This is a genomic window from Arthrobacter sp. SX1312 (genome assembly GCF_002929295.1).
In the GTDB taxonomy this organism is placed as follows: Bacteria; Actinomycetota; Actinomycetes; order Actinomycetales; family Micrococcaceae; genus Arthrobacter_D.
This window is the reverse complement of sequence record NZ_PJIM01000003.1, coordinates 308628-334739: the sequence shown is the minus strand read 5'-3', so window position 1 is coordinate 334739 and position 26112 is coordinate 308628. Positions and strand designations below refer to the sequence as shown.

General features: G+C 70.4%; 22 protein-coding genes. 8 read left to right on the top strand and 14 right to left on the bottom strand.

Annotated features, from left to right (window positions below):
- The first annotated feature begins 18 nt into the window (after positions 1 to 18).
- Positions 19 to 759: a GntR family transcriptional regulator gene (locus CXQ92_RS14720; RefSeq protein WP_104168502.1), complete on the top strand. Its 741-nt coding sequence runs from the start codon at positions 19 to 21 to the stop codon at positions 757 to 759.
- Here CXQ92_RS14720 and CXQ92_RS14715 read toward each other — a convergent pair.
- Genes CXQ92_RS14715 through CXQ92_RS14700 form a run of 4 tightly spaced genes read right to left on the bottom strand, consistent with a single transcriptional unit; the run spans position 728 to position 3989 of the window.
- Positions 728 to 1984 (bottom strand): phosphatidylserine/phosphatidylglycerophosphate/cardiolipin synthase family protein, encoded by a 1257-nt coding sequence (locus CXQ92_RS14715; RefSeq protein WP_258069969.1) that lies wholly within the window; start codon positions 1982 to 1984, stop codon positions 728 to 730. The two genes, CXQ92_RS14720 and CXQ92_RS14715, sit on opposite strands and share 32 nt — an antisense overlap.
- 51 nt (positions 1985 to 2035) lie before the next feature.
- Positions 2036 to 2779, bottom strand: a complete 744-nt coding sequence (locus tag CXQ92_RS14710; RefSeq protein ID WP_104168501.1) for an MBL fold metallo-hydrolase — start codon at positions 2777 to 2779, stop codon at positions 2036 to 2038.
- A gap of 32 nt (positions 2780 to 2811) precedes the next feature.
- Positions 2812 to 3546 (bottom strand): SOS response-associated peptidase, encoded by a 735-nt coding sequence (locus CXQ92_RS14705; protein ID WP_104168500.1) that lies wholly within the window; start codon positions 3544 to 3546, stop codon positions 2812 to 2814.
- 32 nt (positions 3547 to 3578) lie between these two features.
- Positions 3579 to 3989 (bottom strand): hypothetical protein, encoded by a 411-nt coding sequence (locus CXQ92_RS14700; protein WP_104168820.1) that lies wholly within the window; start codon positions 3987 to 3989, stop codon positions 3579 to 3581.
- Positions 3990 to 4217: 228 nt separating this feature from the next.
- Here CXQ92_RS14700 and CXQ92_RS14695 point away from each other — a divergent pair, with 228 nt between their 5' ends.
- Entirely contained in the window at positions 4218 to 5138 is a 921-nt protein-coding gene (locus CXQ92_RS14695) for a phosphodiesterase (protein ID WP_104168499.1), read from the top strand.
- A 73-nt stretch (positions 5139 to 5211) separates the two neighbouring features.
- Here the strand turns inward: CXQ92_RS14695 and CXQ92_RS14690 are convergent, their stop codons facing one another.
- From CXQ92_RS14690 to CXQ92_RS14675, 4 genes are all read right to left on the bottom strand, one after another.
- Positions 5212 to 6033, bottom strand: a complete 822-nt coding sequence (locus CXQ92_RS14690; protein ID WP_104168498.1) for an MSMEG_6728 family protein — start codon at positions 6031 to 6033, stop codon at positions 5212 to 5214.
- 42 nt (positions 6034 to 6075) lie between these two features.
- Positions 6076 to 7725, bottom strand: a complete 1650-nt coding sequence (locus CXQ92_RS14685; RefSeq protein WP_104168819.1) for a stealth family protein — start codon at positions 7723 to 7725, stop codon at positions 6076 to 6078.
- Between the two features lie 63 nt (positions 7726 to 7788).
- Entirely contained in the window at positions 7789 to 8973 is a 1185-nt protein-coding gene (locus CXQ92_RS14680) for a glycosyltransferase family 1 protein (protein WP_104168497.1), read from the bottom strand.
- 94 nt (positions 8974 to 9067) lie between these two features.
- Positions 9068 to 9703, bottom strand: a complete 636-nt coding sequence (locus CXQ92_RS14675; protein WP_104168496.1) for a DUF1684 domain-containing protein — start codon at positions 9701 to 9703, stop codon at positions 9068 to 9070.
- 72 nt (positions 9704 to 9775) lie between these two features.
- Between CXQ92_RS14675 and CXQ92_RS14670 the strand changes: the two genes are divergently transcribed.
- Together CXQ92_RS14670 and CXQ92_RS14665 are read left to right on the top strand one after the other, a co-directional pair.
- Positions 9776 to 10528, top strand: a complete 753-nt coding sequence (locus tag CXQ92_RS14670; RefSeq protein WP_258069968.1) for a sulfite exporter TauE/SafE family protein — start codon at positions 9776 to 9778, stop codon at positions 10526 to 10528.
- Positions 10529 to 10608: 80 nt separating this feature from the next.
- Positions 10609 to 11889 (top strand): DUF6350 family protein, encoded by a 1281-nt coding sequence (locus tag CXQ92_RS14665; protein ID WP_104168494.1) that lies wholly within the window; start codon positions 10609 to 10611, stop codon positions 11887 to 11889.
- 21 nt (positions 11890 to 11910) lie between these two features.
- On the opposite strand, the gene CXQ92_RS14660 is transcribed toward CXQ92_RS14665, so the two are convergent.
- Positions 11911 to 12372 carry a hypothetical protein gene (locus tag CXQ92_RS14660; RefSeq protein ID WP_104168493.1) on the bottom strand — a complete coding sequence of 154 codons (462 nt, stop codon included), beginning with the start codon at positions 12370 to 12372 and terminating at the stop codon, positions 11911 to 11913.
- A 39-nt stretch (positions 12373 to 12411) separates the two neighbouring features.
- Here CXQ92_RS14660 and purN point away from each other — a divergent pair, with 39 nt between their 5' ends.
- The gene (gene purN, locus CXQ92_RS14655) at positions 12412 to 13002 is read left to right on the top strand and encodes a phosphoribosylglycinamide formyltransferase (RefSeq protein ID WP_104168492.1); all 591 of its coding nucleotides are present in this window, start codon (positions 12412 to 12414) and stop codon (positions 13000 to 13002) included.
- Between the two features lies 1 nt (position 13003).
- The gene (locus tag CXQ92_RS14650; RefSeq protein WP_104168491.1) at positions 13004 to 14020 is read left to right on the top strand and encodes a magnesium and cobalt transport protein CorA; all 1017 of its coding nucleotides are present in this window, start codon (positions 13004 to 13006) and stop codon (positions 14018 to 14020) included.
- 61 nt (positions 14021 to 14081) lie between these two features.
- Here CXQ92_RS14650 and CXQ92_RS14645 read toward each other — a convergent pair whose 3' ends face one another.
- On the bottom strand, positions 14082 to 16799 hold the full coding sequence (locus CXQ92_RS14645) for an alpha-amylase family glycosyl hydrolase (protein ID WP_258069967.1): 2718 nt from the start codon (positions 16797 to 16799) through the stop codon (positions 14082 to 14084).
- Positions 16800 to 16942: 143 nt separating this feature from the next.
- A complete protein-coding gene (locus CXQ92_RS14640; protein ID WP_104168490.1) occupies positions 16943 to 18295 on the bottom strand; it encodes an MFS transporter in 1353 nt (450 codons plus the stop codon).
- Positions 18296 to 18445: 150 nt separating this feature from the next.
- Here CXQ92_RS14640 and purH point away from each other — a divergent pair, with 150 nt between their 5' ends.
- Together purH and CXQ92_RS14630 are read left to right on the top strand one after the other, a co-directional pair.
- Positions 18446 to 20047 (top strand): bifunctional phosphoribosylaminoimidazolecarboxamide formyltransferase/IMP cyclohydrolase, encoded by a 1602-nt coding sequence (gene purH / locus CXQ92_RS14635; protein WP_104168489.1) that lies wholly within the window; start codon positions 18446 to 18448, stop codon positions 20045 to 20047.
- A gap of 112 nt (positions 20048 to 20159) precedes the next feature.
- Positions 20160 to 22382 (top strand): NADP-dependent isocitrate dehydrogenase, encoded by a 2223-nt coding sequence (locus CXQ92_RS14630; RefSeq protein ID WP_104168488.1) that lies wholly within the window; start codon positions 20160 to 20162, stop codon positions 22380 to 22382.
- A gap of 64 nt (positions 22383 to 22446) precedes the next feature.
- On the opposite strand, the gene CXQ92_RS14625 is transcribed toward CXQ92_RS14630, so the two are convergent.
- The 3 genes from CXQ92_RS14625 to mmsB form a co-directional block, all read right to left on the bottom strand.
- A complete protein-coding gene (locus tag CXQ92_RS14625; protein ID WP_104168487.1) occupies positions 22447 to 23526 on the bottom strand; it encodes a Gfo/Idh/MocA family protein in 1080 nt (359 codons plus the stop codon).
- Between the two features lie 116 nt (positions 23527 to 23642).
- Complete coding sequence (locus tag CXQ92_RS14620) at positions 23643 to 24743, bottom strand: sugar-binding protein (RefSeq protein WP_104168486.1); 1101 nt, start codon at positions 24741 to 24743, stop codon at positions 23643 to 23645.
- Positions 24744 to 24806: 63 nt separating this feature from the next.
- Entirely contained in the window at positions 24807 to 26108 is a 1302-nt protein-coding gene (mmsB, locus tag CXQ92_RS14615) for a multiple monosaccharide ABC transporter permease (RefSeq protein ID WP_104168485.1), read from the bottom strand.
- Positions 26109 to 26112 lie beyond the last annotated feature (4 nt).

The following is a 26112-nucleotide window of genomic DNA, read 5'->3' as shown; positions in this document are numbered from 1 at the left end:
CGCGGCCGGGCGGGTCCGTTGCGGTCTGACCAGGATGCCGGGGCGCCGCAGCGCGTCCTCGACGCCGTCCGCCACGACATCATCCTCGGGGTCCTGGCGCCCGGTACCCGGGTGACCGAGGCGGCGCTCGCGGCGAAGTACGGTGTGTCGCGCGTGCCCGTGCGGGAGGCGCTGCGGTCACTCGAGGCGGAGGGGTTCGTCGAGTCCCGCCCCTACGCCGGCTCCACCGTGGCCGCGATCCCGCTCGACGACGCGGAGGACCTGTTCGCCGTGCGCGGGGTCATCGAGGCCACGATCGCGCGGCGCGCGGCCCGCCGGGCCTCCGCCCAGTTCGGCGCCGACGCGCCGGACACCGCGTGGTGGACGGCGCGGCGGGCGCTCACGGACATCCTCGACGACGGCGACCGCGCCGTGGCGGCCGACGCCCTCGCGGAACTGCCGGAGCTGAACATCCGCTTCCACCTCGGGGTCGCGGAGCTCAGCGGCAGCGCCTCGCTGGCCGCCCTGCTCCGGCAGATCTCCGGCAAGATCGAGTGGCTGTACGCGGCCGACGTCGACCGGCGCGGGAGGCAGTCCTGGGGCGAGCACCGCCTCGTCATGGCGGCGATCGATGCCGGCAACGACGCCGAGGCCGGGCGCCTGATGGCCGGGCACGTGGGCTCCTCGCAGCGCGGCTACATGGAGCGCTTCGCCGGGCCCGGGCGGGCACCCGGAGCGCCGTCCGGGGTCACAGGAACGGACGCAGCGGAGCGAGGATGATCTCGCTGGCGCGGGCCACCAGGTGGCGGCTGTCCCATTCCTCCCGGGTCAGCTCGCGGCTGTTGGAGGAGTCCACGGCGAAGATCCTCTCCATCGTCGCCGCGAGGTCGCGGTCGAAGATCTCGAGGTTGATCTCGTAGTTGCCGGTGAGGCTGAGGCGGTCGATGTTGGCCGTGCCGACCGTGCTCCACTCGCCGTCCACCGTGGCGGTCTTCGCATGGATCATGGAATTCTGGTAGAGCAGGATCCGCACGCCGGCGCTGATGAGGGAGGAGTAGAACCCCCGGGACAGCCAGTCGGAGACCACGTGGTTGGAATCCTCGGGGAGGATCACGCGGACGTCCACGCCGCGGCGGCTCGCGCGCAGCAGGGCGTCGAGGATCTGCCGGTCGGGGATGAAGTACGCGGTGGTGATGAAGATGTGCTTGTGGGCGCGGTTGATCGCGTCCAGGTAGACGCCGCGGATGGGGAACACCAGCAGGGCCGGGATGTTGTTGACCGCACGGATCCGCGGCTCCCAGTAGGTGGCACTGAGGTCCGGCAGCTCGGGGCGCCTGGGGATGGCCCGGATGTTCCAGACGCTGACGAACGCCTCGCGGAGCTCCCAGACGGACGGTCCGCGGATCTCCAGGTGCGTGTCACGCCATTTCGTCGCGTACAGCGTCCCGATGTTGTAGCCGCCCACGAACCCCACCTCGTCGTCGACCACGAGGACCTTGCGGTGGTCGAGGCCCGTGCCCCGGATGTTCGTGAAGATGATCGCGGGACGGATGACCGGGAAGCGGTAGGTGTTGACGGCAGGGTGGAAGTCGTAGAAGAACGGGTTGACCACGAGATTGGCGAAGCCGTCGTAGATGACGAAGACGTCCACGCCGCGATCCGCCGCCCGGTTCACGGCGTCCCGGAAGCGCCTCCCGACCTCGTCGCCCTTCCAGATGTAGGTCTCGAGCAGGACCTGGTCCTTGGCGTTGTCGATCGCGGCGATCATCGCGTCGAAGAGATCCTCGCCGTAGGTGAAGACGGTGGTCCCGGTGTCGGCGATCGTGGTGTGGAACGTGCCCGGCTGCGGGAAGCCCGGTCGCTTGGTGCGCCGGCTCCTCTGGTACACGTCCACGGCGACGACCCCCGCGATGACCACCGCCTGCGCCGTGACCATGGTGAGCACCCCGCGCTTCACCGTGCCGCGGGCGATGCCCACCATCGTCTGACGCCTCAACCAGCCCATGCGGCCAGCGTATCGCGTTGCCCGGGCGGTCGACGGCGACCCGGCAGGGACTCAGTGCCCGCCGACCTCGATCGCCTGCGCGACCGCCGACTCCACGCCCGCACCCCACGGGAACCCGTGGCCCGGCAGCACGGTCCGCGCAGCCGTGGCGCGCAGCGCCTGGAGGGAGCGCAGGGCCATGTCCATGTCCGCGGTGGCGGCGCGGGCGACGACCTGCGGGCCGGGGTGTCCCGTGTAGGGGTCGAGCGTGACGAGGGCATCGCCGCTGATGACGGCGTCGCGGTCCGGGAAGTGCAGCGCGCAGTGGCCCTTCGTGTGACCCGGTGTCTCGACCAGGAGGGGTGAGCCGGGCAGGGCCGCGGCCGCCTCGGGGGTGAGCGGCAGGGTGTCCTGCACGCCCCTGACCGCGACGGCGCCCGCGACGGTCATGCGCAGCAGCCCGGGCACGGCGCGGGGATAGCGCAGCGGGTACAGGAACGGACTCCGTTCCCGGTCGTAGCTGTAGGGGTGCGCGGCGATCCGGGCGTCGTCGGGGTGGCAGTAGACCGGGATGCCGTACCTGGAGCGCAGGTGCTCGGCGGTCCCCACATGGTCGAAGTGCCCGTGGGTGAGCACGATGCCCCGGATGTCCTGCACCGAGCGGCCGATCCGGGTCAGTGCCGCCAGGAGGAGCCCCTTCGAGCGGGGCAGCCCCGTGTCGACCAGGAGGAGGTTGTCGTCGTCCTCCACGAGGTAGACGTTGGTCCTGGCATGCTCGAGGTAGTGGATCCCCGGGGCGATGTCCGTCCTGATCATGCGTCTGTTCCGCTGGTCGTCATCCTCCGACCCTAGGCTTCCGACGCCGGCTCGGGAAGGGGCTCGATGAGGTCGGGGCCGTCGTTGCGCACCGACCCCACACGCTTCCCGACCAGGCGTGGCACCAGGTGGGGGTCCGGGATGGCGTCCAGCAGTTCCTGCACAGCCGGCCGCGAGTCGTTGCGCGGATCCAGCCAGTCGCCACGCAGGTCCGGGGGAAGGATCACCGGCGTGCGGTCGTGGATCTCGCCGAGGGCGTCGCTCGCCGGCCGGGTGATGATGGTGCAGCTGACCACCCATTCCCCCTGCGGGTGCTCCGGGGACGTGGTCGCGGGGTCCCGCCAGAACTCGTAGAGCCCGGCGAAGCCCAGGAGGGACCCGTCCGGGCCGTGCAGGTAGATCGGGGTCTTGGAGCCGTCGTCGTTCTTCCGCCACTCGTAGTACCCGTCCGCCGGGACGATCGCCCGCCGTTTGAGCGCGGCGGCCCGGAAGGAGGGCTTCTCCAGCAGGGTCTCGCTGCGGGCGTTGATCATCCGTGATCCCACGGACGCCGATTTCGCCCAGGAGGGGATGAGGCCCCAGCGCGCCGGTTCCAGCCGGCGCGTCAGCTCGCCCGTGTGCGGGTCCAACCGCTCGACGACGAGCCGCACGGTGTCGGTCGGCGCGACGTTCCAGGAGGGCCGCAACTCGTCCTCGACGGCCTCGTCCACCTCGAAGGCGTCGATGAGGTCGGCCCTGTTGCCCGCGATGACGAAGCGTCCGCACATGCCGGGGTCTCCTGTCCTCGTGCCCCGCCGGCCTACTTCTTCCGGCGGTCCAGGATGAGGGCCAGGGCGATGCCCGTCAGCCAGCTGTCCTTCGCGAGGGCCACGCCCTCCGGGCTCGGGCGGACGCCGTCCTCCATCGTCATCTCGGGGGTCGTGAAGTACATGGTCAGCATCCCGGCCGAGAAGGCCAGCAGCGCGAGCCCGGCCAGCCTGCTGGGGATGAACGGCGCGAGGAGCGCCGAGCCGATCGTGATCTCCGATGCGGCCAGGAACGTCGCGAACTGCTGCGCCTCGAACTGGCTGACCTGGGGGAACGCCCTGGACGCCGCGGACTGCAGGTAGGCGGCGGTGCCGTCGTCCAGCGCGGTCTTCCCGAGTCCCGAGTTGAGGATGTAGGCGCCCGTCGCGAGGCGGAGGGGGATGTGGGTGATGCGGAATCCCATGGTGGTGCCCTTCTGCGCGGATGATCGGTCGCCTGTGAGCCTACGGCCCGCGGTGCCGCCCCGCCAGTCTCCTCGGGCGGCACCGGAGTCCACGCGGCAGGTCCGGGAGGCGACGCATGTTTCCTGGATGTTTCGCGCCGTGCCGTCGGGAGTTCACTGACAGGGACAGGGCCTTCTGGTTGGATGGCAGACAAGCCAGCAGGCCCACCAGCTATCGGAGAAGGTCCCATGGTCCCCCGGACAGCAGAACATCCCCGGCCCCAGCACTTCGTCCTGCACATGAGCGACACCCACCTGCTCGGCGGGGACGCCCCGCTGTACGGTGCCGTGGACAGTGAGCAGAGGCTGCAGGAGGTGTTCGACGACCTCGAGGCGTCCGGCGCACGGCCGGACGCGATCGTCTTCACCGGTGATCTCGCGGACAAGGGGGAACCGGGCGCGTACGCGAAGCTCCGTGCCATCGTGGACCCCGCGGCGGAACGGCTCGGGGCCCGGGTCATCTGGGCGATGGGCAACCACGACGACCGCGCGGCCTTCCGGGCGGGACTCCTCGACGGGACACCGGCCGGACGGCAGGACGCCCCGGTGGACGCCGTGCACTTCGTCGACGGCCTGCGCATCATCACCCTGGACTCCACGGTGCCGGGGCGCCACCACGGCGAGCTCGACGACGAGCAGCTGCGCTGGCTGGCCGCGCAACTGGAGGTACCCGCGCCGCACGGGACGATCCTCGCCCTGCACCACCCGCCCGTCCCCAGCGTCCAGGACCTCGCGGTCCTCGTGGAACTGCGCGACCAGCGCTCGCTCGCCGGCGTCGTCCGCGGCTCGGACGTCCGCACGATCCTCGCCGGGCACCTGCACTACTCGACGACGGCGATGTTCGCCGGCGTCCCGGTCTCGGTGGCGAGTGCCACCTGCTACACCCAGGACCTGATGTTCGACGGCGGGGGCACGCGCGGCCGGGACGGCGCGCAGTCCTACAACCTCGTCCACGTCTACGAGGAGACGATCGTCCACTCGGTGGTACCCGCGGGACGGCACACCACGGTGGGGGAGGTGGTCCCCCGCGAGGAGACACGGCGCCGGCTCGAGGCGCGCGGCGTGACCATCCCCGAGGTCGGCCGCGCCCGGCACCTCACCTCGGCCTGAACCGTCACCCGACCCCGGCCTGAACCGACATCCGACCCCAGCCCGTCGGGATCAGGCGCGCAGCGCGTCGGGATCATGCACGCAGCGCGTCGGGCACGCCGACGGCGAAGAGCGTCCGCGGGTCCTGCAGCAGGGCCGGCGGATCGAAGTCCGAACGCTGCAGCCAGCCGTCCAGCCGCGCAGGACGCACCAGCCCGTCCTCGTGCATGAAGACCCGGCCCACGTGCCCCGTCCGGAAACGCCGGCCCTCCGGGTCGGGGATCGCGACGGCGTCGCCCTCCTCCATGGACTCCTCGAACGCGTGCAACTGCCGCTCCCATTTGGGGGCGGCGTGCCCTCCCGGCGGGACGGGCGGCATGAGCAGCATCGCGTCGTCGTCGTCGTCGTCGGCGTCCCGGGCGGCGGGCAGCCCATCGGCGCGCCAGACCCACAGGCGCCGTCCGGCGGGTTCGACGGGCAGGCGCTCGCGTTCCGGTGCGGGCCACACATAGGGGAGGTCCTCGGGGACGCCGGGGAACCGGTCCCGGTAGATCTCCGGTGCCTTCTGGATCAGATTGGACTGGTGGCTCACGTGCAGCGCCGGATCCCCGAACCACGGCGGCATCGGCACGTCCGGCTGCTCCAGCACGTCCGGGGCGAACTCGAGGATCTGCCGGTGCGTCGAATCGGCATGGCCGCGCGAGACCCACTCGGCCACCATGGCCAGGCCGTAGACGGTCAGCGCCGGGACGTAGCCCATCCACATGCGGATGGCCGGGTGCTGCCGCCACCCGTAGTCGGGGATCACGAGGGCACGCAGCGCCTGCAGGGTCTCGACGCGCTGCTTGCCGAGCCTTGCCTGGTCGAGCACCCGGGCGCTGGCCGCGACATCGGGATACGGCAGGAAGGTCTGCATCGCGCCAGTCTTGCACGCATCCCCGTCATCCCGGCGCGGGGCCTAGATCTCCCAGGGGGCCTTGACCGGGAAGTACTTCTCGAGGAAGTCCGTCACGAGGTGGGCCCGCTCGTCGGCCGCGACCTCCGGGAAGCTGCCGTCGTTGAGGCAGAAGAAGTCCTGGTTGCGTTTGTCCAGCATCTTGTTCAGGCTCTTCAGCCCGGACCGCAGCGTGGTGTCCACGTACTTCACCTTCGCCATCTCCTGCGTGACGGCCCGGCCGGTCAGCAGTGCGTAGTAGTGGTACAGCGAGTTGGTGACGGAGATGTTGTCCTTGGCGCGGAAGCGCGAGGCTGCCGTCGCGGCGAACTCCGCGGCGAACTCCGCCTCCATCTCCAGCAGCACGCTCTTCCGCAGGGGAGCGGCGGTGTGTTCGAGGTGCCGCGTGGTGATGCGCCCGAACCGCTCGTGCAGGAGGCGCCGGTTCACGCGGGCGGCGTTCTCGAAGCCGCTGCGCTCGGCGTCGTTGTCGCCCAGGCCGATGCGCGTGTCCGCCTCGATGAACTTCGTGACGCCCCCGGGGGAGAAGAACATGTCCGGGGCGACGGGACGCCCGAAGAACATGTCGTCGTTGGAGTAGAGGAAGTACTCGGAGAGGCCGGGGATGTGCTGGAGCTGCGCCTCGACGGCCTGCGAGTTGTGCGTGGGGAGGACGGACGGGTCCCTGAAGTGCTCCTCGGAGCGGACGAGCGTGACCGACGGGTGGTCGGCGAGCCAGGCGGGGCGCTCCGAGTCGGTCGCGATGAAGATCCGGCGGACCCACGGCGCGAACATGTAGACGGAGCGCAGCGCGTACTTCAGCTCGTCGATCTGCCGGAAGCGCGCCTCGTGGTCGTCGCCCTCACCGACCACCACGCCCTCCATGCGGGCCGCGCGCGCCGCCCGGTACTCGGGGCTGCTGCCGTCCACCCAGGAGAAGACGAGGTCGATGTCGAAGTCGATGTCCGTGGCGTGATCGGCGAACATGTTGTCGATCGTCGGCCAGGAGAGGCCGTGGCGTTCCACTTCGCCGCGCACCACTTCGGCGGCGGGGAGGGTGCGGCGGGTGAGGGAGTTCTCCACCGGCAGTTCGATGGCGCTGCCGCCGAGCGCCCACAGTTCGATCTGCACGCCGGCGGACGGCCCGTAGGCGAGCCCGCCGAGGGGTTCGATGCGTGGCCGGAACAGGCGGAAGATGCGGGCCTTGCCGCTGCTCGAGAGCTGGCCGTCACTCACCAGCAGGGTGGTGCGGCGCTTCGTGTCCACGGTGCGGGAGTAGAACGGCTCGTCCCGGCACGCCTCGACGAGCGCGGCGCGCAGCTTCTCACGGTGGTCGAGGTCCACGGCGATCACGGGCCGCTCGTCGTTGCCGCGCACCAGCAGGAACCCGATGCCGGCGTCGTCGAGTGCCCGGCGGATGAACAGCAGGTCCTCGACCATCGCCTGGTGCGGCGTGCGGTCCTGGTTGACCAGGGTGAAGCGCCGCTTGACGGTCGTGATGTCCGTACGGCCCTCGAGTCGGGCCACCGCCGCACTGGACGCCGACTCGAGGATCTCGGCTTCGTTCTCCGGTTCGGGCGCGCCGAAGTAGATGTCGTGTTGGGCGGCCGTGTCTGTAATCGGAACCTCCGGAGAGTGGGTGGGTTGCTCCCATGATAGAGCCTGCGCGGGCATCGCCACCGCGACCGCGCACCTTACCCCCTCGGGCGGGCGGCGTCCAGCCCTCCGGGGTACGGATCAGTCGGACCGGGACGCCCTCCGCACCCTGTCGGCCAGGGTGTCGGCGAGATGGACCCGGCGTCGCTGGACCGTGACGGCCTTGTCGTAGTAGGTCACGAGCTGCTCGCAGAGCACGGGCCACGTGCGCCCCTGGACCGAGGCGTGCGCTGCCCGGCCGAACGCGCGCCGCTTGGCGTCGTCACCGATGAGGTCGACGACGGCGGTCCGCAGCCCCTGCAGGTCACCCGGGGTGTACGTCCAGCCCGTGCGGGACGGATCCACGAGGTCCAGCGGGCCGCCCCGGCCCACCGCGACGACCGGGACGCCGCACGCCATGGCCTCCTGGATGGTCTGGCAGAACGTCTCGGACTCGCCGGGGTGGACGAAGAGATCGAAGGACGCGACCATACGGGCCAGGTCCGTCCCCGTCCGGAACCCGGCGAAGTGCGCCCGCGGCAGCCGGGCCCGGAGGCTCTCCTGCTGCGGGCCGGCACCGACGATCACGAGCCGCGTCCCCGGCAGCGGGTCCAGCACGGCGAGATCCTCGACCTGCTTCTCCGCCGCGAGCCGGCCCACGTAGCCGATGATGCGCTCGTGCGGCTGCGCGACCGTCGCCCGCCACGCGGCGTCGTACCGGGTGGGGGAGAACCGCTCGGTGTCGACGCCGCGCCGCCACAGGTTGAGCCGCTGCACACCGCGGGACCGCAGCTGGTCCAGTGCGAACGTGGACGGCACGAGGGTGAGGGTGGAGGCGTCGTGGATGTTCTCGACGCGCTGCCACAGCAGCGGCTCGAGCCAGGGCACGCCGTACCGGGCGGCGTAGGCGGGCACCTCGGTCTGGTAGACGGACACCGTGGGGATGCCGAGCTGCTCGCACGCCTGCACGGCACGCCAGCCGAGGACGAACGGCGAGGCGACGTGGACGACGTCGGGCCCGAACGCGGCGAGGATGCGGCGTACGCGGGCGACCGTCCCGGCGGCCAGCCGGACGTCCGCGTACCCCGACAGGGCGAGGGACGGGAGGAGGTGGACGGGGAAGCCCTCCACCCGGGACGGCGCGGGCTCGTCGAGCCAGGACGAGGCCGGCGCGATCACCAGCACGTCGTCGCCGCGGCCCCGCAGGTGGGCGAGCACCTTGAGCAGCGAGTGGGTGACCCCGTTCATGTGGGGCAGGAACGATTCTGCGACGATGGCTATCCTCACACCCCTACGGTCGCCCGCGCAGGCGGAGGGCCGGCCGCCGCAGGGTGGCGCCGGGGTGAACGTCGGAGGAAATGAACCCGTCCGGTGTCGGGCGTCAGTACTCCCGGTAGAGCTCGCCCACCGGGACGTCGTCCGCGAGCCGGTTGTCCGGACCGGGCAGGGGGCAGGCCCATGCCTCGTCATAGGCGCAGGACGGGTTGTAGGCGAAGTTGAGGTCCACCACGAGGCGCCCGGGGTCGCGCCCCTCGCCGAGGTGGGCACCCTTGACGGTGTCCAGGACGTAGCGCCCGCCGCCGTACGCGCCGCCGGCCCTGCCCGAGGTGCCGTCGCGCAGGGGCAGGAACAGCCCGCCGCCGTAGGAGCCGAGCTTCCACAGGGCGAGCTTCCCCAGCCCGGGCAGCAGCACGCTGCCGAGGCGGCGGAACGGGACGACGCCGTCCGTGCCGGTCGCGACGTCCATCGCCCGACCCGCGCCGTCGTCGTCCACTTCCGCCTCGAACCGGAAGGTCGGGTCGTAGGGCGCTACCGCGAGCCCGGCGAACGACTCCCTCGCGCCGCGCCCGAGGGCCGACGCCGGGTGGGTGCGGAACAGCTCGTCACGGCCCTCCCGCCACACGGCGTGGGCGGCCTCGGGCGATGCGGAGGCGGCGCGCTCGCGGACGTCGTCGTAGAGGCGGAAGACGCGCCGGCGCCAGTCCGCGGTGGCCAGTGCGGTGGTGAGGGCCGTCATGGGCCCAGCGTACCGCCGTGGTGCTCGGTCACGGAGGAGGGCTTGATGGTTGCCCGGGCGTACTGTGGCTGGGTGACTCTCGGCATCTTCTGCATCGTGCTGGCCTCCATCCTCGTGGGGGCCATCGCGCAGCGTATCGCCGGCCTGGGCTTCGCGCTGCTGATCGCCCCGTTCCTCGTGATCATCCTCGGACCGCACGAGGGCGTCCTCCTCGTGAACCTCTGCGGCGTGGTGTCCTCGGCCATCATCGTGGGCCGGGTCTGGAAGGACATCGACTGGAGCATGTTCCGCTGGCTCGTCGTCCCGTCCCTGCTCGGCTCCATCCCGGGCTCGTTCCTCGCGGTCTCCCTCCCGCCCGCACCGCTGTCGGTCACGGTCGGCGCCGTGGTCCTCGTGGCGCTGACCGTCTCCCTGGTGCTCCAGCGGTCCGACGTCGTCGTGCGCGGCAATACGCCGAAGGCGGTCGCGGGCTTCGCCGCCGGCGTCACCAATTCGATGGCAGGGGTCGGCGGCCCGGCCGTCAGTGCGTACGCCCTCCTCGCACGCTGGCCCCAGCGCCCCTTCGCGGCGACGCTCCAGCCCTTCTTCGTCTGCATCGGCTCGGTGACGCTGGTCACCAAACTGCTCCTCGACCCGGCCCAGGCACCCGTCCTCGCGCCGTGGATGTGGATCGCGATCGGGCTGGTCATCGTGACCGGCATCTTTGCCGGGGAGAAGCTCGGGCGCTTCGTCCGTGATTCCCAGGCCCGCGCGTTCGTCATCGTCATCGCGTTCATCGGCGCAGGCCTCGCCGTCGTCAAGGGCCTCCTCGACATCTTCGGGTGACAGCGGCATGCCGTCCCCGGGCCCTGTTCATCCCGCGTCGATGGGTGGCGCGGGCCCCTGCCGGTGGCACCATGGGAGGGATGAAAATCCCCACCAAGCCCCGCGCCCTTCCCATGCCCCTGTGGCTCCAGGGGGTGCTCGAACTCGGACAGGCCGCCGTGATCTCGGCCCTGCTCGTGGTGCTCCCGGTCGCCGCCGTATGGTTCACCGGGGGATTCGCGGACCGGACGGCGGAGTCCGCCGCCCGCCTGGCGGGCCAGGGCTGGCTGGTCATGCACGGGGTGCCCCTCGTGCTGCACTTCCCTCCGGGCCCGGCCGGGGGCGAGGCGGTGTCGGGGCTGCTGCACGTCGTCCCGCTCGGGCTCATCCTCGTGCCGCTGTTCCTCGCCTGGCGTGCGGGGCGCCGGCTCGCCCGGGCATCGTACACCGACCAGCTCTGGCAGGCGCTGCTCGGTGCTCTCCTCACCTACGCGGCGATCGGTGCGGGCATCGCGTATGTGTCGGGCACCCCCGACGCGTCCGTGTCACTCGTTGCGGGCGCCCTGATCCCTCCCGTGTCCGCCGGGATCGGACTCATCACCGGCGCCTACCGTGAGGCCGGCGCCTGGAGCCGCCTGGTGGGCGTGGACTTCGCGGCCTGGGTGGGCCGTGCGAGCCAGCACTCCCGCTGGGCCGGGTCCTACGCCTGGTCGATCGTCCGGTCGGGATTCATCGCCGTCCTCGTCGCCGCGTCCCTCTCGGCCGCCCTGCTCGCCGTAGCGATCGGGCTGAACTGGGCGGGCATCGCCGCGATCTACGAGCGCATCGACGGCGGGATCGCCGGCGCGTCCGTCATCACCCTGCTCCAGCTGGGGCTCCTGCCCAACCTCGCCCTCTGGACGATGTCCTGGTCCACGGGTGCCGGGTTCGCCCTCGGCACGGGCAGCTCCCTCACGCCGCTGGCCAGCACCGTGGGTCCCCTGCCCGCCCTGCCCATCCTCGGCGCGCTCCCCGCGGGCACGCTCGACTACGGGTACGCGGCGCTGGCCATCCCGGTCCTCGCCGGACTCCTCGCCGGCTGGTGGTTCTTCCGGGAGGGCGAGAACCACTTCGACGAGTGGCTCGTGCTGCACAGCAGCAGGCGGTGGCTCACCTCGACGGCGTCCACCCTCGCGCTCGCCGGACTCATCGGCATCACGGCCGGACTGTGCGGGGCCGCCGTCGCCCTGCTCTCGCGCGCCTCGCTCGGCCTGGGCCGCTTCACCGACCTGGGCCCCGACCCGCTGGCGGTCGGTCTGTGGCTCGCGCTGGAGGTGGCCGTCGGCGCCCTGCTCGGGCATGCCCTCGGGCCCCTGCTGGAGCGGGAGCCGCGGCGGCGCTGAGCCGCGTGCCCACGCGGGACCCTAGGAGCCGCCGAACCCGTCGAGGCTCCTCAGGCCGTCCTCGCAGTCGCCCTGCGCCTGCAGGGTCAGGGCGCGGGACATGCAGTCCTCGTACGTCTGCGTGATGGGCCAGAGGAGTATCGACGCAGCGGTGCCCGCCGTGAGGAACAGCGCGGCGGCCAGGCCCAGGGACGTCGCGAGGACCACGAACCGGGGGAATTTCGCGCCGATGGCCTTGACGAGCCCGACGACGCCGGCGGCGAGGGCGAACAGCGCCAGGACGAGCGCGAGCACCTTCCACGGCAGCACCAGGCTGCTGGTCAGCGACGCGCCGAGGAGTGCCCCGAAGAACAGGCGCAGCCAGAACCTGGCGGACGAGGCGCGCGCGGTGGCGGGGTCGTCCGGTGCCTTGGGCGCCGTCCCGGGACCCTGCGGTCCGGCCTGGTCGGTGTCCTGCTGCCTGGTGGTTCCTCGCCTCGCCATGGTTCAACCCTAGGCGAGGGGAGACCCTAAGGTTGGTTCATGCGCATCGTAGTCCTCGTCTCCGGCTCCGGGTCCAACCTCCAGGCCGTGATCGACGCCGTCGCCGAGGGCCGTCTCCCCGTGACCATCGCCGCCGTGGGGGCCGACCGGCCGGGCACGGGCGGCGTCCGACGGGCGGCCGCGGCAGGGATCCCGACGTTCGAGGTGGACTTCCGGCAGTACGGGGAGCGGGCGGACTGGAACCGCGCCCTCACCGGGGCCGTGGCCGCGCACGAGCCGGACTACGTGGTGTCCTCGGGCTTCATGCGGATCGTCGACCAGCACTTCCTCGACACCTTCCCCGACCGCTATCTCAACACCCATCCGGCGCTCCTGCCGAGCTTCCCGGGCGCCCACGGCGTCCGCGACGCCCTGGCGTACGGCGTGAAGGTGACGGGCTGCACCGTCATGGTCGCCGACGCGGGCGTGGACACGGGCCCCATCCTCGCCCAGGCCGCGGTCGCCGTCCTGCCCGGTGACACCGAGGAGACGCTCCACGAGCGGATCAAGGTCGAGGAGCGCAGGCTCCTCATCGAGACCCTCGCCGGGCTGGCCGGCGCTGCCGCGGTCTCCGGTCGGGCCGGGGCCTGAGGTGCCGCTGGTCGCGAACGCCGTCTACGTCGGCGGGAAGAAGCGCATCCACCCCGAGACCCTGGACCAGACGTTCGAGCTCATGCGGGACAGCGGCGGCATGGGCTGGATCGGCCTCTACCGCCCCGAGCGGGAGGAGATCCAGGCGGTCGAGGCCGAATTCGGGCTGCACAACCTCGCCGTCGAGGACGCCACCAACGGGCACCAGCGCGCCAAGCTCGAGCGCTACGGCGACACCCTGTTCGTGGTGCTGCGGCCCGCCCGCTACCTCGATGTGGAGGAGAAGGTGGAGTTCGGCGAGCTGCACATCTTCATCGGCCACGACTTCGTGGTGACCGTCCGGCACGCCGAATCGCCGGACCTCGGGATCGTGCGGCGGAGGCTCGAGGAGGACCCGGAGCTGCTCGGCACGGGACCGCAGGCGGTCCTGTACGCGATGCTCGACCAGGTGGTGGACGAGTACGGGCCCGTGGTGCAGGGACTCGAGAACGACATCGACGAGATCGAGAACGAGCTGTTCGGGGGAGCGCCGGACGTCTCACGGAGGATCTACGAGCTGCACCGCGAGGTCATCGAGTTCCAGCGCGCCGCCCAGCCCCTGGAGGCCATGATGGACGACCTGCTCAGGGGCTCGGAGAAGTACCGGATGGACGACGAGCTCGCGCGGAACCTCCGGGACGTGCAGGACCACGTGATCCGCATCGTCGAGCGCATCAACACGTTCCGCACGCTGTTGCAGAACGCCCTGACGGTCCATTCCACCCTCGTGGCCCAGCGGCAGAACGAGGAGATGACGCGCATGACGGAGACGTCGCTGCGGCAGGGCGAGGAGGTCAAGCGCATCTCGTCCTGGGCGGCGATCCTCTTCGCGCCGACGCTGATCGCCTCGATCTACGGCATGAACTTCGATGTCATCCCCGAGTTGCACTGGGGCCTCGGCTACCCGTTCGCGCTCCTGCTCATGGTCGCGATGGGCGGCGGCCTGTACTGGGCCTTCAAGCGCAACGACTGGCTCTGACCCGGACGTGACGGCGGCCGGGACCAGGAGGTCCCGGCCGCCGTCACGCGTGGCACGCCGGCTAGCGCGTGCCGATCACGTGCGTGCGGTGGTCGTACACGAAGGTCACCGGACCGCCCGCGTGCTGCAGTGCGATGTTGCTGCCGTCGCGGCCGCCGCCGGCGCCGTAGTTCTCGGTCCAGCTGCGGTTGAGCGCCGCCTTGTACTCGTAGCTGCCGGCGGGCAGGTCGGCGACCTCGAGGATCCAGGTCTGCGAGGCGGCATCGAAGGTCATCTGCGCCTGGTCGCACGCCGGATCCCAGTCCCCGCCGCAGCCCAGCTCGGAATCGAGGCTGCCGGCCACGGCCACGGAACCGGGCTGGTCGACGACCGAGCCGACCCTCACGGTCCTGATGTCGCTCACCGAGGTCCCGAGCACGGCACGGTACCGGACCTGGGTGCCTTCGGCGAGGTCGAGGGCCGCGAGATCGTCGACGGCGGTGTAGGTCGGCGACGAGTCGTCCGAACCGATCGCCGTCCACGCCCCTCCGGCGATGCTGCGCTCGAGGGTCACGGCGTACTCGGAGTTCTCCGGGCTCGCGGTGGCGGTCACCTCGACCTCGCCCTGGACCTGCGTGCCCTCGGCCGGAAGGCCCATGGTCAGCCGCGGCTGCGGGACGGTGGCCGACGCCACCGCGGAGGTCCGTGTGTGCCGCGCGTTGTCGAGGACCACGGCGCGGTACTCCACCGCCGTCCCGGCGGGGAGTGCGCTGGTGTCGTGGTAGACGCTGTACGGCGCGTTGTCGTCCGTGCCGATGCTCGTCCACGGGGAGCCCGGGGTGCGGGCCTCGAAGGTGACCTCGTAGAACGACGAGCCGGCGACGTCGGCAGCGACCTTCATGCGGCCGTTGTCCTCGGCGGCGGGTGCCGGCTGCTGGAGGCTGATCGCCGGTGCGGCCTTGGAGTGCGGGATCTTCCCCGACAGCTCGTAGACCACCGTGGACAGTGCGGGGACGGTGACGGTGAGGGTGCCGTCGGCCGCGGACTTCGCGTGCTGGGGCGCGTCGCCGTGGACGAGGCCGAAGGTGCGCTTGCCGGCGTAGGTGGGGATGGCGGCGGTCCTCGGCCCGGTGCTGTTGTTCAGTGCCACCACGTACTCGCGCTGGTCCTTCGCGTCGGTCCGGGAGAACGCGTAGATGCCCGGGCCGTCCGAGGCGTACCGGTGCTGGTGGGCGCCGTTGCGCAGGGCCGGGTGCTCCGCGGTGACGTCGGCGAGGGTCGCGATGCCCTGGTACAGGGGGTGGGTCGCGTCGAAGTTGTCGGTGGCGTGGGTCGCGTCGGTGCCCAGCAGGTCGTCGTCGAGGTACTCGGGGACCTGGCTGGCGAACAGCGTCTGCCGCGAGTCCTGGTCGCCGCCGGGGCCCGTGAATCCCTGCTCGTCGCCGTAGTAGATCACCGGGTTGCCGCGTGAGAAGTACATGAGTTCGTGTGCCAGGGTGTCCCTCGCCAGCAGCTCGTCGTCGGCCGCGCCGGGGTTGTCGCTCGCGATGAAGCCGCCGATCCGGCCCATGTCGTGGTTCCCGAGGAAGGTCGGCAGGCTGTAGGCGTTGGAGTCCGCGTCCGTGTACCAGTCGTCGCCGGCGAAGAAGCGCTCGAGATCCGTTGCGGGCGCGCCCTGCGAGGCGTAGCCGCGGGCGGCGGCCTGGAACGGGAAGTCGAGGACCGACTGCATGCGGTTGCGCGTGGTGAACTGCGAGGTGAAGGACTTCGTGGTGTCGAAGACCTCGCCGAACATGAAGAACTCGTCCTTGCCCTGCTGCTGCGCGTAGGAGAGGACCTCGGGGCCGAACTCCTGCCAGAACTCGTCGTTCACGTGCTTCATGGTGTCGATCCGGAAGCCGTCCACGCCGAAGTCGGCGATCCACGTCCTGTAGATGTCGATCATGCCGTCCACCACCACGGGGTGCTCGGTGGACAGATCGTCGAGGCCGAAGAAGTCACCGTAGTAGGCGTCCTCGCCCGCGAAGGTCGTGTCGCCGCGGTTGTGGTAGAGCGTGGGATCGTTCAGCCACTCGGGGACCTTCAGGTCCTTGTCGGCCTCCGGCACCACGGGGATGTACGGGAAGGAGGTCGCGGCGTCGAGCTCGGGGAAGGTGCCCGTGCCCGCGTAGTCGCGGTCGTCGAACGCGGTGCCGTCGGCGTCGCGGTACGGCTCCTCGTCCTTGGAGACGTAGGGGGCGCGCTCGCCGGCGTCGTAGCCGATCACATCCGCGGTGTGGTTGGTGATGATGTCGAAGTAGACCTTCATGCCTCGCGCGTGTGCGGCATCGATGAGGGTCCTGAGGTCCTCGTTGGTACCGAGGTGTGGATCGATCTGCGTGAAGTCGGTGATCCAGTAGCCGTGGTAGCCGGCCGAGTTGTCCTCCGGCTGCACGGCGCGGTTCTTGAAGCTCGGGGTGAGCCAGATGGAGGTGGTGCCCAGGCCCTGGATGTAGTCGAGCTCCTGGAGCAGGCCCTGGAGGTCGCCGCCGTTGTAGTAGCCCTTCCGGGTGGGGTCGAAGCCGGACACCGACGGATCGGGGCCGAGCCCGCCGTCGTCGTTGGCCGTGCTGCCGTTCTGGAAGCGGTCGGCCATGACGAAGTAGAAGTTCTCGTCCGTGACCGCGGTGCGCAGCGAGTGCCGGGCCGACGCGGCGGAGGGGTCTGCGGGGTTCTTCGGGGCGGCGAGAGCGGGGGGTGCGGCGACGGAACCGGCAACAAGGGCGGTCAGCACGACGACGGTGGCGTGGCGTGGTTTCACGGGGTCTCCTTCGGGGGTCAGGCACCAGCGTGTCCGACGTCACACCACGAGTCAATCCTCCGCGCGCAATTTACGCGAAAACTATTTCGGACTCCTGGTCCCCGTCGATCCGGACGTGTCCACCGGGCCCCGCCCGGGGCCGGTCAGCGCAGCCGGGCGGCCTTCGTCTCGGGCGCGTTGAACGCCATGAACAGGACGGCGAGGACCACGAGACCGCCGATGAGCGCGAACGTGAGCGGCAGGCCGAGCAAGGGCCACAGGAGGGTGCCGAAGATCAGCGGAACGAGGCCCGCCCCGATGCGGGAGATGGTCGACGCCCAGCCGAACCCGCTGCCCCGCAACTCGGTGGGGTAGAGCTCGGAGACGTAGGTGTACAGCACGGGGATCGCCACCTGCACCACGAAGCCGAAGGCCAGCAGCCACGCCGTGGCGACCGCCGGCAGGTCCAGGGTCAGCGCGAAGGCCACGAGGAGCGCGGCCGAGCCCGGCCCGGTGATCGCCAGCAGCCACTTGCGGCCCACGCGTTCCACCAGCAGGGCCGCGGCGATCACGCCGAGGAAGCCGACGCCGGTCATGAACGTGGTGGTGATGAACGCGACGGACTGCGCGTAGCCGGAGGCGATGAGGATACGCGGCATCCACGTGAGGGCCCCGTAGTAGACGAGCAGGATGGTCAGGAACAGGCTCCACGCCGTCAGGGTGATGCGCCAGTCGAAGCGCCAGAGGCCCGTGAGCTGTCCGGAGATGCTGCCGAGCGAGAGCCGGGGCGTGTCCTCGGGCTCCGGCAGGCGCCACGGGCGCTCCTCGGCGCCGGTCCTCGCCACGAGGTCGTCGATGACGGCCCGGGCCTCGTCGCGCCGGCCGCGCTGCACGAGGTACAGCGGGGACTCGGGCACGCTGCGGCGCACCCAGAACACGAGGAGGGCCGGCAGCACCATGACGAGCATGGTGTACCGCCAGTCACCGGTCTGCGCGACGATCGCCGTCGTCACCACGCCGCAGAGGAAGGCGCCGATCGGCCACCACGCGTCCATGGCCGTCAGGACCCGGCCGCGCTGGCGCCGCGGCGTGAACTCGCCGACGAGCGCGTAGTCCACGGGGATGCAGCCGCCGAGGCCGAAGCCGGCCAGGAACCGGAACACGCAGAACCAGACGATGTCCGGTGAGAACGCCCCGAGGACCGTGAAGAGGGCGAAGACGAGCAGGGTGAGGGTGAACGCCTTCTTGCGGCCGATGATGTCCGCGACGGACCCCCACGCGAACGCGCCCACGGCCATGCCGATCAGGTTCGACGTCGCGATCCACGCCGCCTGGCCCGAGGTGATCCCCCAGTCGCCGATCAGCAGCGGGATCAGGTAGGCGTTCAGGGTCACGTCCCAGGCGTCGAACATGAAGCCGAGGCCGCCGATGAGGAAGATCTTCCCCTGGACCTTCCAGCGCCAGGGGAGGTCCTGCACCACCTGATCGCCGGTGGGGAGTTGCGTATTGATGCTCATGGTGCCTTCGGGGAGGGGAGCGGGTACTGGAAAACTGTACGCCAGGCGCCTTCCCTGCCCCCTCGGGCACCATGCGTCATCCGGGGGTGCCGGCCGAGGCACCCCTATAGACTGGACGGCGACCCAGCGAAGCGACCTACGGAGATCTGCGTGAGCCTGCCCCACCTCGACCGTGTCCCCATCCGCCGAGCACTCATCTCGGTGTTCGACAAGACCGGGCTGGAGGAGCTGGCGCAGGGCCTGCACCGCGCGGGCGTCGTCATCGTCTCCACCGGCTCGACGGCGCAGCGCATCGCCGCCGCGGGTGTCCCCGTCACCGAGGTCTCCGAGGTGACAGGCTTCCAGGAGACCCTCGACGGCCGCGTGAAGACCCTCCACCCCAAGGTCCATGCCGGCATCCTCGCCGACCGCCGCCGCCAGGAGCACATCGACCAGCTCGCCGAGCTCGACATCGAGGCGTTCGACCTCGTGGTCGTGAACCTCTACCCCTTCGTGGAGACCGTGCGCTCGGGGGCGGAGCCCGACGACGTCGTCGAGCAGATCGACATCGGCGGGCCGGCGATGGTGCGGTCCGCGGCGAAGAACCACCCGTCGGTCGCCGTCGTCGTCGATCCTGCGCGCTACGGCGACGTGGTCACCGCCGCCGCGGAAGGTGGCTTCGACCTCCGGGCGCGACGCCGGCTGGCCGCGCTCGCCTTCGCGCACACCGCCGCGTACGACACCGCCGTCGCCTCCTGGACCGCTGAGCAGTTCGAGATCGACGACGGCGCCGGCTGGCCCGGCTACGCGGGCCTCGCCCTCGAGCGGTCCGAGGTGCTCCGCTACGGCGAGAACCCGCACCAGCAGGCCGCGCTGTACGTCGAGAAGGGTGCCACGCCGGGCATCGCGCAGGCGGACCAGCTGCACGGCAAAGCCATGAGCTACAACAACTTCGTCGACGCGGACGCCGCCCTGCGCGCGGCCTTCGACTTCGACGAGCCCGCCGTCGCGATCATCAAGCACGCCAATCCGTGCGGCGTCGCCGTCGGATCCGCCGCGGCGGAGGACCCCATCGCCGACGCGCACGCGAAGGCCCACGCCTGCGACCCGGTCTCCGCGTTCGGCGGCGTCATCGCCGCGAACCGCGAGGTCAGCGCGGGCATGGCGCGGACCGTGAAGGAGATCTTCACGGAGGTCGTGATCGCGCCGTCGTTCTCGGCCGAGGCCGTCGACATCCTCTCCCGGAAGAAGAGCATCCGGCTCCTGACCCTGCCGGACGGCTACGGGCGGAACCCGGTGGAGTTCCGCCAGGTCTCCGGTGGAGTGCTGATGCAGGTCGCCGACGCCCTCGACGCGGACGGCGACGACCCCGCGGGCTGGACCCTCGCCGCCGGTGAGGCCGCCGACGGGGCGACGCTCGCCGACCTCGCCTTCGCCTGGAAGGCCTGCCGCGCCGCCAAGTCGAACGCGATCCTGCTCGCGAACGACGGCGCCTCCGTCGGCGTCGGCATGGGCCAGGTCAACCGCGTCGATTCGTGCCGGCTCGCCGTCGAACGCGCCAACACCCTGGGCGGTACCGAACGCGCCCGCGGTTCGGTGGCGGCGTCGGATGCCTTCTTCCCCTTCGCCGACGGCCTCCAGATCCTGCTCGACGCCGGGGTCCGCGCGGTCGTGCAGCCGGGCGGATCGGTGCGCGACCAGGAAGTGATCGACGCCGCGAACGCCGCCGGCGTCACGCTCTACCTGACAGGTGCGCGCCACTTCTTCCACTGACACCGCCTCACATCCGCCGTGAGGCGAAGCCCGAAAAAGCTCGGTAGGTTAGAGCCGATGGGCAACCCCCAACCACCCGTACACCGCATGAGCACCAGGGAGACGCCAACCCATGGCCAGAATCATCTACACCCACACCGACGAAGCGCCGATGCTCGCCACCTACTCGTTCCTGCCGATCGTCGAGGCGTTCGCCTCCACGGCCGGCGTCGAGGTGGAGACCCGGGACATCTCGCTATCGGGGCGCATCATCGCCCTCTTCGGTGACCACCTCACCGAGGACCAGCGACAAGCGGATGCCCTCGCCGAGCTCGGCGCGCTGGCGAAGACGCCGGAAGCGAACATCATCAAGCTGCCGAACATCAGCGCGTCCGTCCCCCAGCTCAAGACGGTCATCGCCGAACTCCAGGGCCAGGGCTACGCCCTGCCGGACTACCCGGACCACCCGTCGACGGACGAGGAGAAGGACGTCCGCGCGCGGTACGACAAGGTCAAGGGCAGCGCCGTGAACCCCGTCCTGCGCGAGGGCAACTCGGACCGCCGCGCCCCGGCGTCCGTCAAGAACTACGCCCGGCAGAACCCGCACAGCATGGGGGCCTGGACGCCGGAGTCCAGGACCAACGTGGCACACATGACGAGCGACGACTTCCGCTCCAACGAGAAGTCCGTGGTGATCCCCGCCGACGGCACCGTCTCGATCCAGCACGTCGCGGCCGACGGCACCGTCAGCGTGCTCAAGGCCCCGTTCCCCGTGCTCGCCGGCGAGGTCGTGGACGGCACCGTCATGCGCGCCGCCGCACTCAACGAGTTCCTGAAGGCGCAGGTCGCCCGGGCGAAGCAGGAGGGCGTGCTCTTCTCGGCGCACCTCAAGGCCACCATGATGAAGGTCTCCGACCCCATCATCTTCGGCCACGTGGTCCGCGCCTTCCTGCCCGAGCTCTTCGAGAAGTACGGCGCCCAGCTCACCGCCGCCGGCCTCAGCCCGAACAACGGCCTCGCCTCCATCCTCAGCGGTCTCGACAAGCTCCCGGAGGACGTCCGCGAGGGCGTCCGGCAGACCATCGCCCGCGGCATGGAGGACGGGCCGGCGATCGCCATGGTGGACTCGGACAAGGGCATCACCAACCTGCACGTGCCGAGCGACGTGATCGTGGACGCGTCCATGCCGGCCATGATCAGGAGCTCCGGCCACATGTGGGGACCGGACGGCAAGGAAGCCGACACGCTCGCCGTCCTCCCGGACAGCAGCTACGCCGGCATCTACCAGGTCGTCCTCGACGACTGCCGCGCCCACGGCGCGTTCGACCCGACCACCATGGGTACCGTCCCGAACGTCGGCCTCATGGCGCAGGCCGCCGAGGAGTACGGCAGCCACGACAAGACCTTCGAGATCCAGGCCGCGGGCACGGTGCAGCTGGTCGACGGCGAGGGCACGGTGCTGATCGAGCACGACGTCGAGCCCGGCGACATCTGGCGCGCCTGCCAGACCAAGGACGCCGCGATCCTCGACTGGGTGAAGCTGGCCGTGACCCGCGCGCGCGCCTCGGCGACGCCGGCCGTGTTCTGGCTCGACGAGAGCCGCGCCCACGACGCCCATCTCATCGCGAAGGTCAGGGAGTACCTGGCCGAGCACGGGACGGACGACGTCACCCTCGAGATCATGACGCCGGTCGACGCCACGGCGTTCACCCTCAAGCGCATCCGCCAGGGCCAGGACACCATCTCCGTCACGGGCAACGTGCTCCGCGACTACCTGACGGACCTGTTCCCGATCCTCGAACTCGGCACCAGCGCCAAGATGCTCTCCGTGGTCCCCCTCATGAACGGCGGCGGGCTCTTCGAGACCGGCGCCGGCGGATCGGCTCCCAAGCACGTGCAGCAGCTCGTGAAGGAGAACCACCTCCGCTGGGACAGCCTCGGCGAATTCCTGGCCCTGGCCGTCAGCTTCGAACACCTGGCGACGACGACGGGGAACGCCCGCGCGCAGATCCTCGCCGACACGCTCGACCGGGCGACGGGCACCTTCCTGCTCGAGAACAAGTCGCCCAGCCGCCGCGTCGGCGAGATCGACAACCGCGGGAGCCACTACTTCCTCGCCCGTTACTGGGCCGAGGAACTGGCCGAGCAGGAGCAGGATGCCGAGCTCGCGGAGAGCTTCGCCCGGGTGGCCGAGGCGCTGACGGGCAACGAGGACACGATCGTGTCCGAGCTGCTCGCCGTCCAGGGGTCACCCGCGGACATCGGCGGGTACTACCACCCCGACGTCGCGAAGGTGACAGAGGTGATGCGTCCTTCGGCGAAGCTGTCGGAGGTCCTGGCGATCCTCGCGAAGTAGGCCCCCACCTCCGCACACCGGCCGGTGTACCGCCTCCGCGGTACACCGGCCTCTGCGTGTCCGGTCAGGCCGCGTCGTTCGCGTAGCGCAGGCCGATCTGGGCGCGCACGCCGTCGAGCAGACGCATCGTCTTCACCGTGTCGCCGATCGGCATTGTCGGGCTCTCCGTCAGGCCCTCCTGGATGCAGCGGGTCACCTCGCGCAGCTCATAGGTGTAGCCGGCGCCGGCCTGCTCGAAGTGCTCCACGCGGGCCTCCTCCTGACCGGCCTTGATCGTCAGTTCCGTCGGGTTGTGCAGGTTCCCGCCGCCGGTCTTCAGCCAGCCCTTCGACCCGCACACCGTCGCCTGGCCGGGGCAGGAGGCGATGAACGACGACGACAGCTGGGCATGCGCGCCGCTCCCGTACCCGAGGGTCACGGCGTTCTGGAGGTCGACGCCGTCACTGTTGAGCGTCCCGACGGCGGACACGGAATCCGGGAAGCCGAGGGACCCCAGCGCCCACGTGAGCGGATAGACCGTCAGGTCCAGCAGCGCGCCACCGCCGGCCGCCGGGTCCCAGAGCCTGCTGGTCGGGTCCTCCGGAGCGGTGAACCCGAGGTCCGCCTGCACCCACCGGATGTCACCCAGCTCGCCGGAGTGGATGATCTCCCAGGCACGGTTCACGCTGGGCAGGAAGCGCGTCCAGACCGCTTCCATGAGGAAGAGCCCACCGTCGGCGGCGATCGCGGCGAGCTCCTCCGCCTCGGCCGCGTTGATGGTGAAGGGCTTCTCGCACAGGACGTGCTTGCCCGCCGTGAGGGCGGCCTTCGCGACGTCGTAGTGCTGGCCGTGCGGTGTGGTGATGTAGACGACGTCGACCTCCGGGTCGTCCACGAGGCGCTGGTAGCCGGCCATGCCGCCGTCGTTGCCGTAGCTGGTGGCGAACCCGAAGCGGTCGGCGAACGCGGCGGCACTGTCCGCGCTGCGGGAGCTGACCGCATGGAGCACGGCGTCCTCGAGCAGGGCGATGTCCTGCGTCACCTTGGACGCGATACCGCCGGTGGCGATCACGCCCCACTTCAGCGGCCTGCCGGTGGCGACGACCGGGCTGGGGGCTCCTGCTTCCGCGCAGGGGGGAACGATCATGCGGTGCTGTGGGTTCATGGACCCATCCTCGCCGCTGGTCGGAGCTGCGTCCATCCCCGGCGCCGACACGACGAAGCGCCCCGGCCGGAGCCGGGGCGCTTCAGGTCCTGCTTCCGGAGGATTCCGGGCGGGTGCTACTGGGTGAGGGGGGCCAGCTCCTCGTTGTCGGCGTACGCCTCCGCTGCGTTCTCCTGGGTGACGATCTGCGGCTCGAGGAGGTACGCGGGGACCGTCTTGACGCCGTTCTCGTAGGAATCGGGATCGTTGATCTCGAGTTCGTTCCCGGCCTGCAGGTCGTTGACCATCACGATCGCATGTTCCACGAGGGCACGGGTGTCCTTGTTGATCGTGGAGTACTGCTCGCCCGCCATGATCGACTTCACGGATTCGACCTCGGAGTCCTGGCCGGTGACGACGGGGATGGGCTTGCCGGCACCCTTGACCGAGGTCAGGATCGCACGGGCGAGCGTGTCATTGGGGGAGAGGACGCCGTCGAGGTCCTCGGAGCTGTAGCTGCCGGAGAGCAGGGTGTCCATGCGCCTCTGGGCGTTCTCCGCCTCCCAGCCCTGGGTCACGACCTGGTCGAAGGTCTCCTGGCCGGACACGACGACGAGGTTGCCGTTGTCGATCTCGGGCTGGAGGATGCTCATGGCGCCGTCGAAGAAGACCTTCGCGTTGGCGTCGTCCGGCGAACCGGCGAACAGCTCGATGTTGTAGGGCCCTTCGGGCTTCGCGGCCTTCATGCCGTCGAGCAGGGCCTGGCCCTGGAGTTCGCCGACCTGGAAGTTGTCGTAGGCCACGTAGTAGTCCACGTTCTCCGTGTTGGTCAGGAGGCGGTCGTAGGCGATGACTGAGATGCCGGCATCCTTGGCCTGCTGGAGCTGGGTGCCGAGCTGGGCGCCGTCGATGGCACCGACGACCAGGACCTCCACACCGTTGGTGATCATGGAGCTGATTTGGTTCTGCTGCTCGGAGACGCCGCCGTTGGCGAACTGCACGTCGGGGTCGTAGCCGGCCTCGGTCAGCCCCTCATTGAAGAGCTCCTCGGCGAGGACCCAGTTCTCCGAGGTCTTCTGCGGGAGTGCGACGCCGATGGCCGATCCTTCTTCGAAGCCTGCAGCGGCGGTCTCGCCGTCGGCGGAGGGCGCCGCTTCTTCGCGGCCGCACCCGGTCAGCGTCAGCGCTGATACTGCAGCGATCGCTGCGAGGGATTTTGCGAAAGTACGCATTCTCATTCTCTTTCTCTTGCTCGTGTGGACGGGGAAAGCTGTGGTTCCGGGAACCGGGGATGCCGGGCCCTAGACGTCGTGCGAGATGACCTGCTTCGTTCCGACGGCCTGCTCGGTCGGGGAGGGAGTGGGGACCTCGGTGTCGACCTTCTTGCCGCCGTCGCCTCCGCCGAACCGCCTGGTGATCAGCCCGATGATGGACGGCTTGCCCTGGCTCTTGCTGTAGACGTCGAAGGCGACGGCGATGAGCAGGACGAGGCCCTTGATGATCTGGGTGTCGTCGGCGCCGGCTCCGAGGAGCTGCAGTCCGTTGTTCAGGACGGCCATGACGAGGCCTCCGATGATGGATCCCACCACGGTCCCGACGCCACCGGTGACGGCTGCGCCGCCGATGAACACGGCCGCGATCGCATCGAGCTCCCAGCCGACGCCGTCCGACGGACCGGAGGCGGTCGAGCGGCCGACGAAGATCATGCCCGCGAGGGCCGCGAGGATCGACATGTTCATCATGACCATGAAGTTCACGCGCTTGCCCTGCACACCGGACAGCTCGGCCGCGTGGCGGTTGCCACCGACGGCGTACACGTGGCGGCCGGCGATGGTCTTGTTGGAGATGAACGCGTAGATGATGACGAGGACGCCGAGGATCAGGCCGGGGACCGGGAAGGACGTCCCGGGACGCCCGGTCGCGAAGAGGTAGGTCGCGTAGAGGATGACCGCGGAGAGCAGGACCACCTTGGTGACGGGAACCCACATGGGGGGCACCTCGGCGTTGATCTTCTCCAGCTTGCGGCGTCCCCGGACCTCGTTGTAGATCACGAAGGCCACGAGGGCGAAGCCCATCAGCAGGGTCAGGTTGTTGTAGCCGATGTTGGGACCGACCTCGGGCAGGTAGCCCGCGCCGAGCTCACGGAAGCCCTCGGGGACCGGGACGGTGAGGGAGTTGCCCACGGACTGGTTGGCGCCGCGGAAGATGAGCATCCCGGCGAGGGTGACGATGAACGCGGGTATGCCGACATAGGCCACCCAGAAGCCCTGCCACACCCCGATGAGCGCACCGAGCGCCAGACCGAGCACCACCCCGAGGTACCAGGGGATGCCCCAGTCGCGCATCGCGATCGCGACGACGATGCCGACGAACGCGGCGACGGAGCCGACGGAGAGGTCGATGTGCCCGGCGATGATGACCAGCACCATCCCGATCGCGAGGATGAGGATGTACGAGTTGCCGTTGAACAGGTTCATCATGTTGACGGACGTGAGCATCTTGCCGCCCGTGCGCCACTGGAAGAACAGGACGAGCGCGACCAGGGCGAAGATCATCCCGAACTGGCGGGTGTTCCCGCCGAAGATTTGCTTGAGGGAATTCATGGTG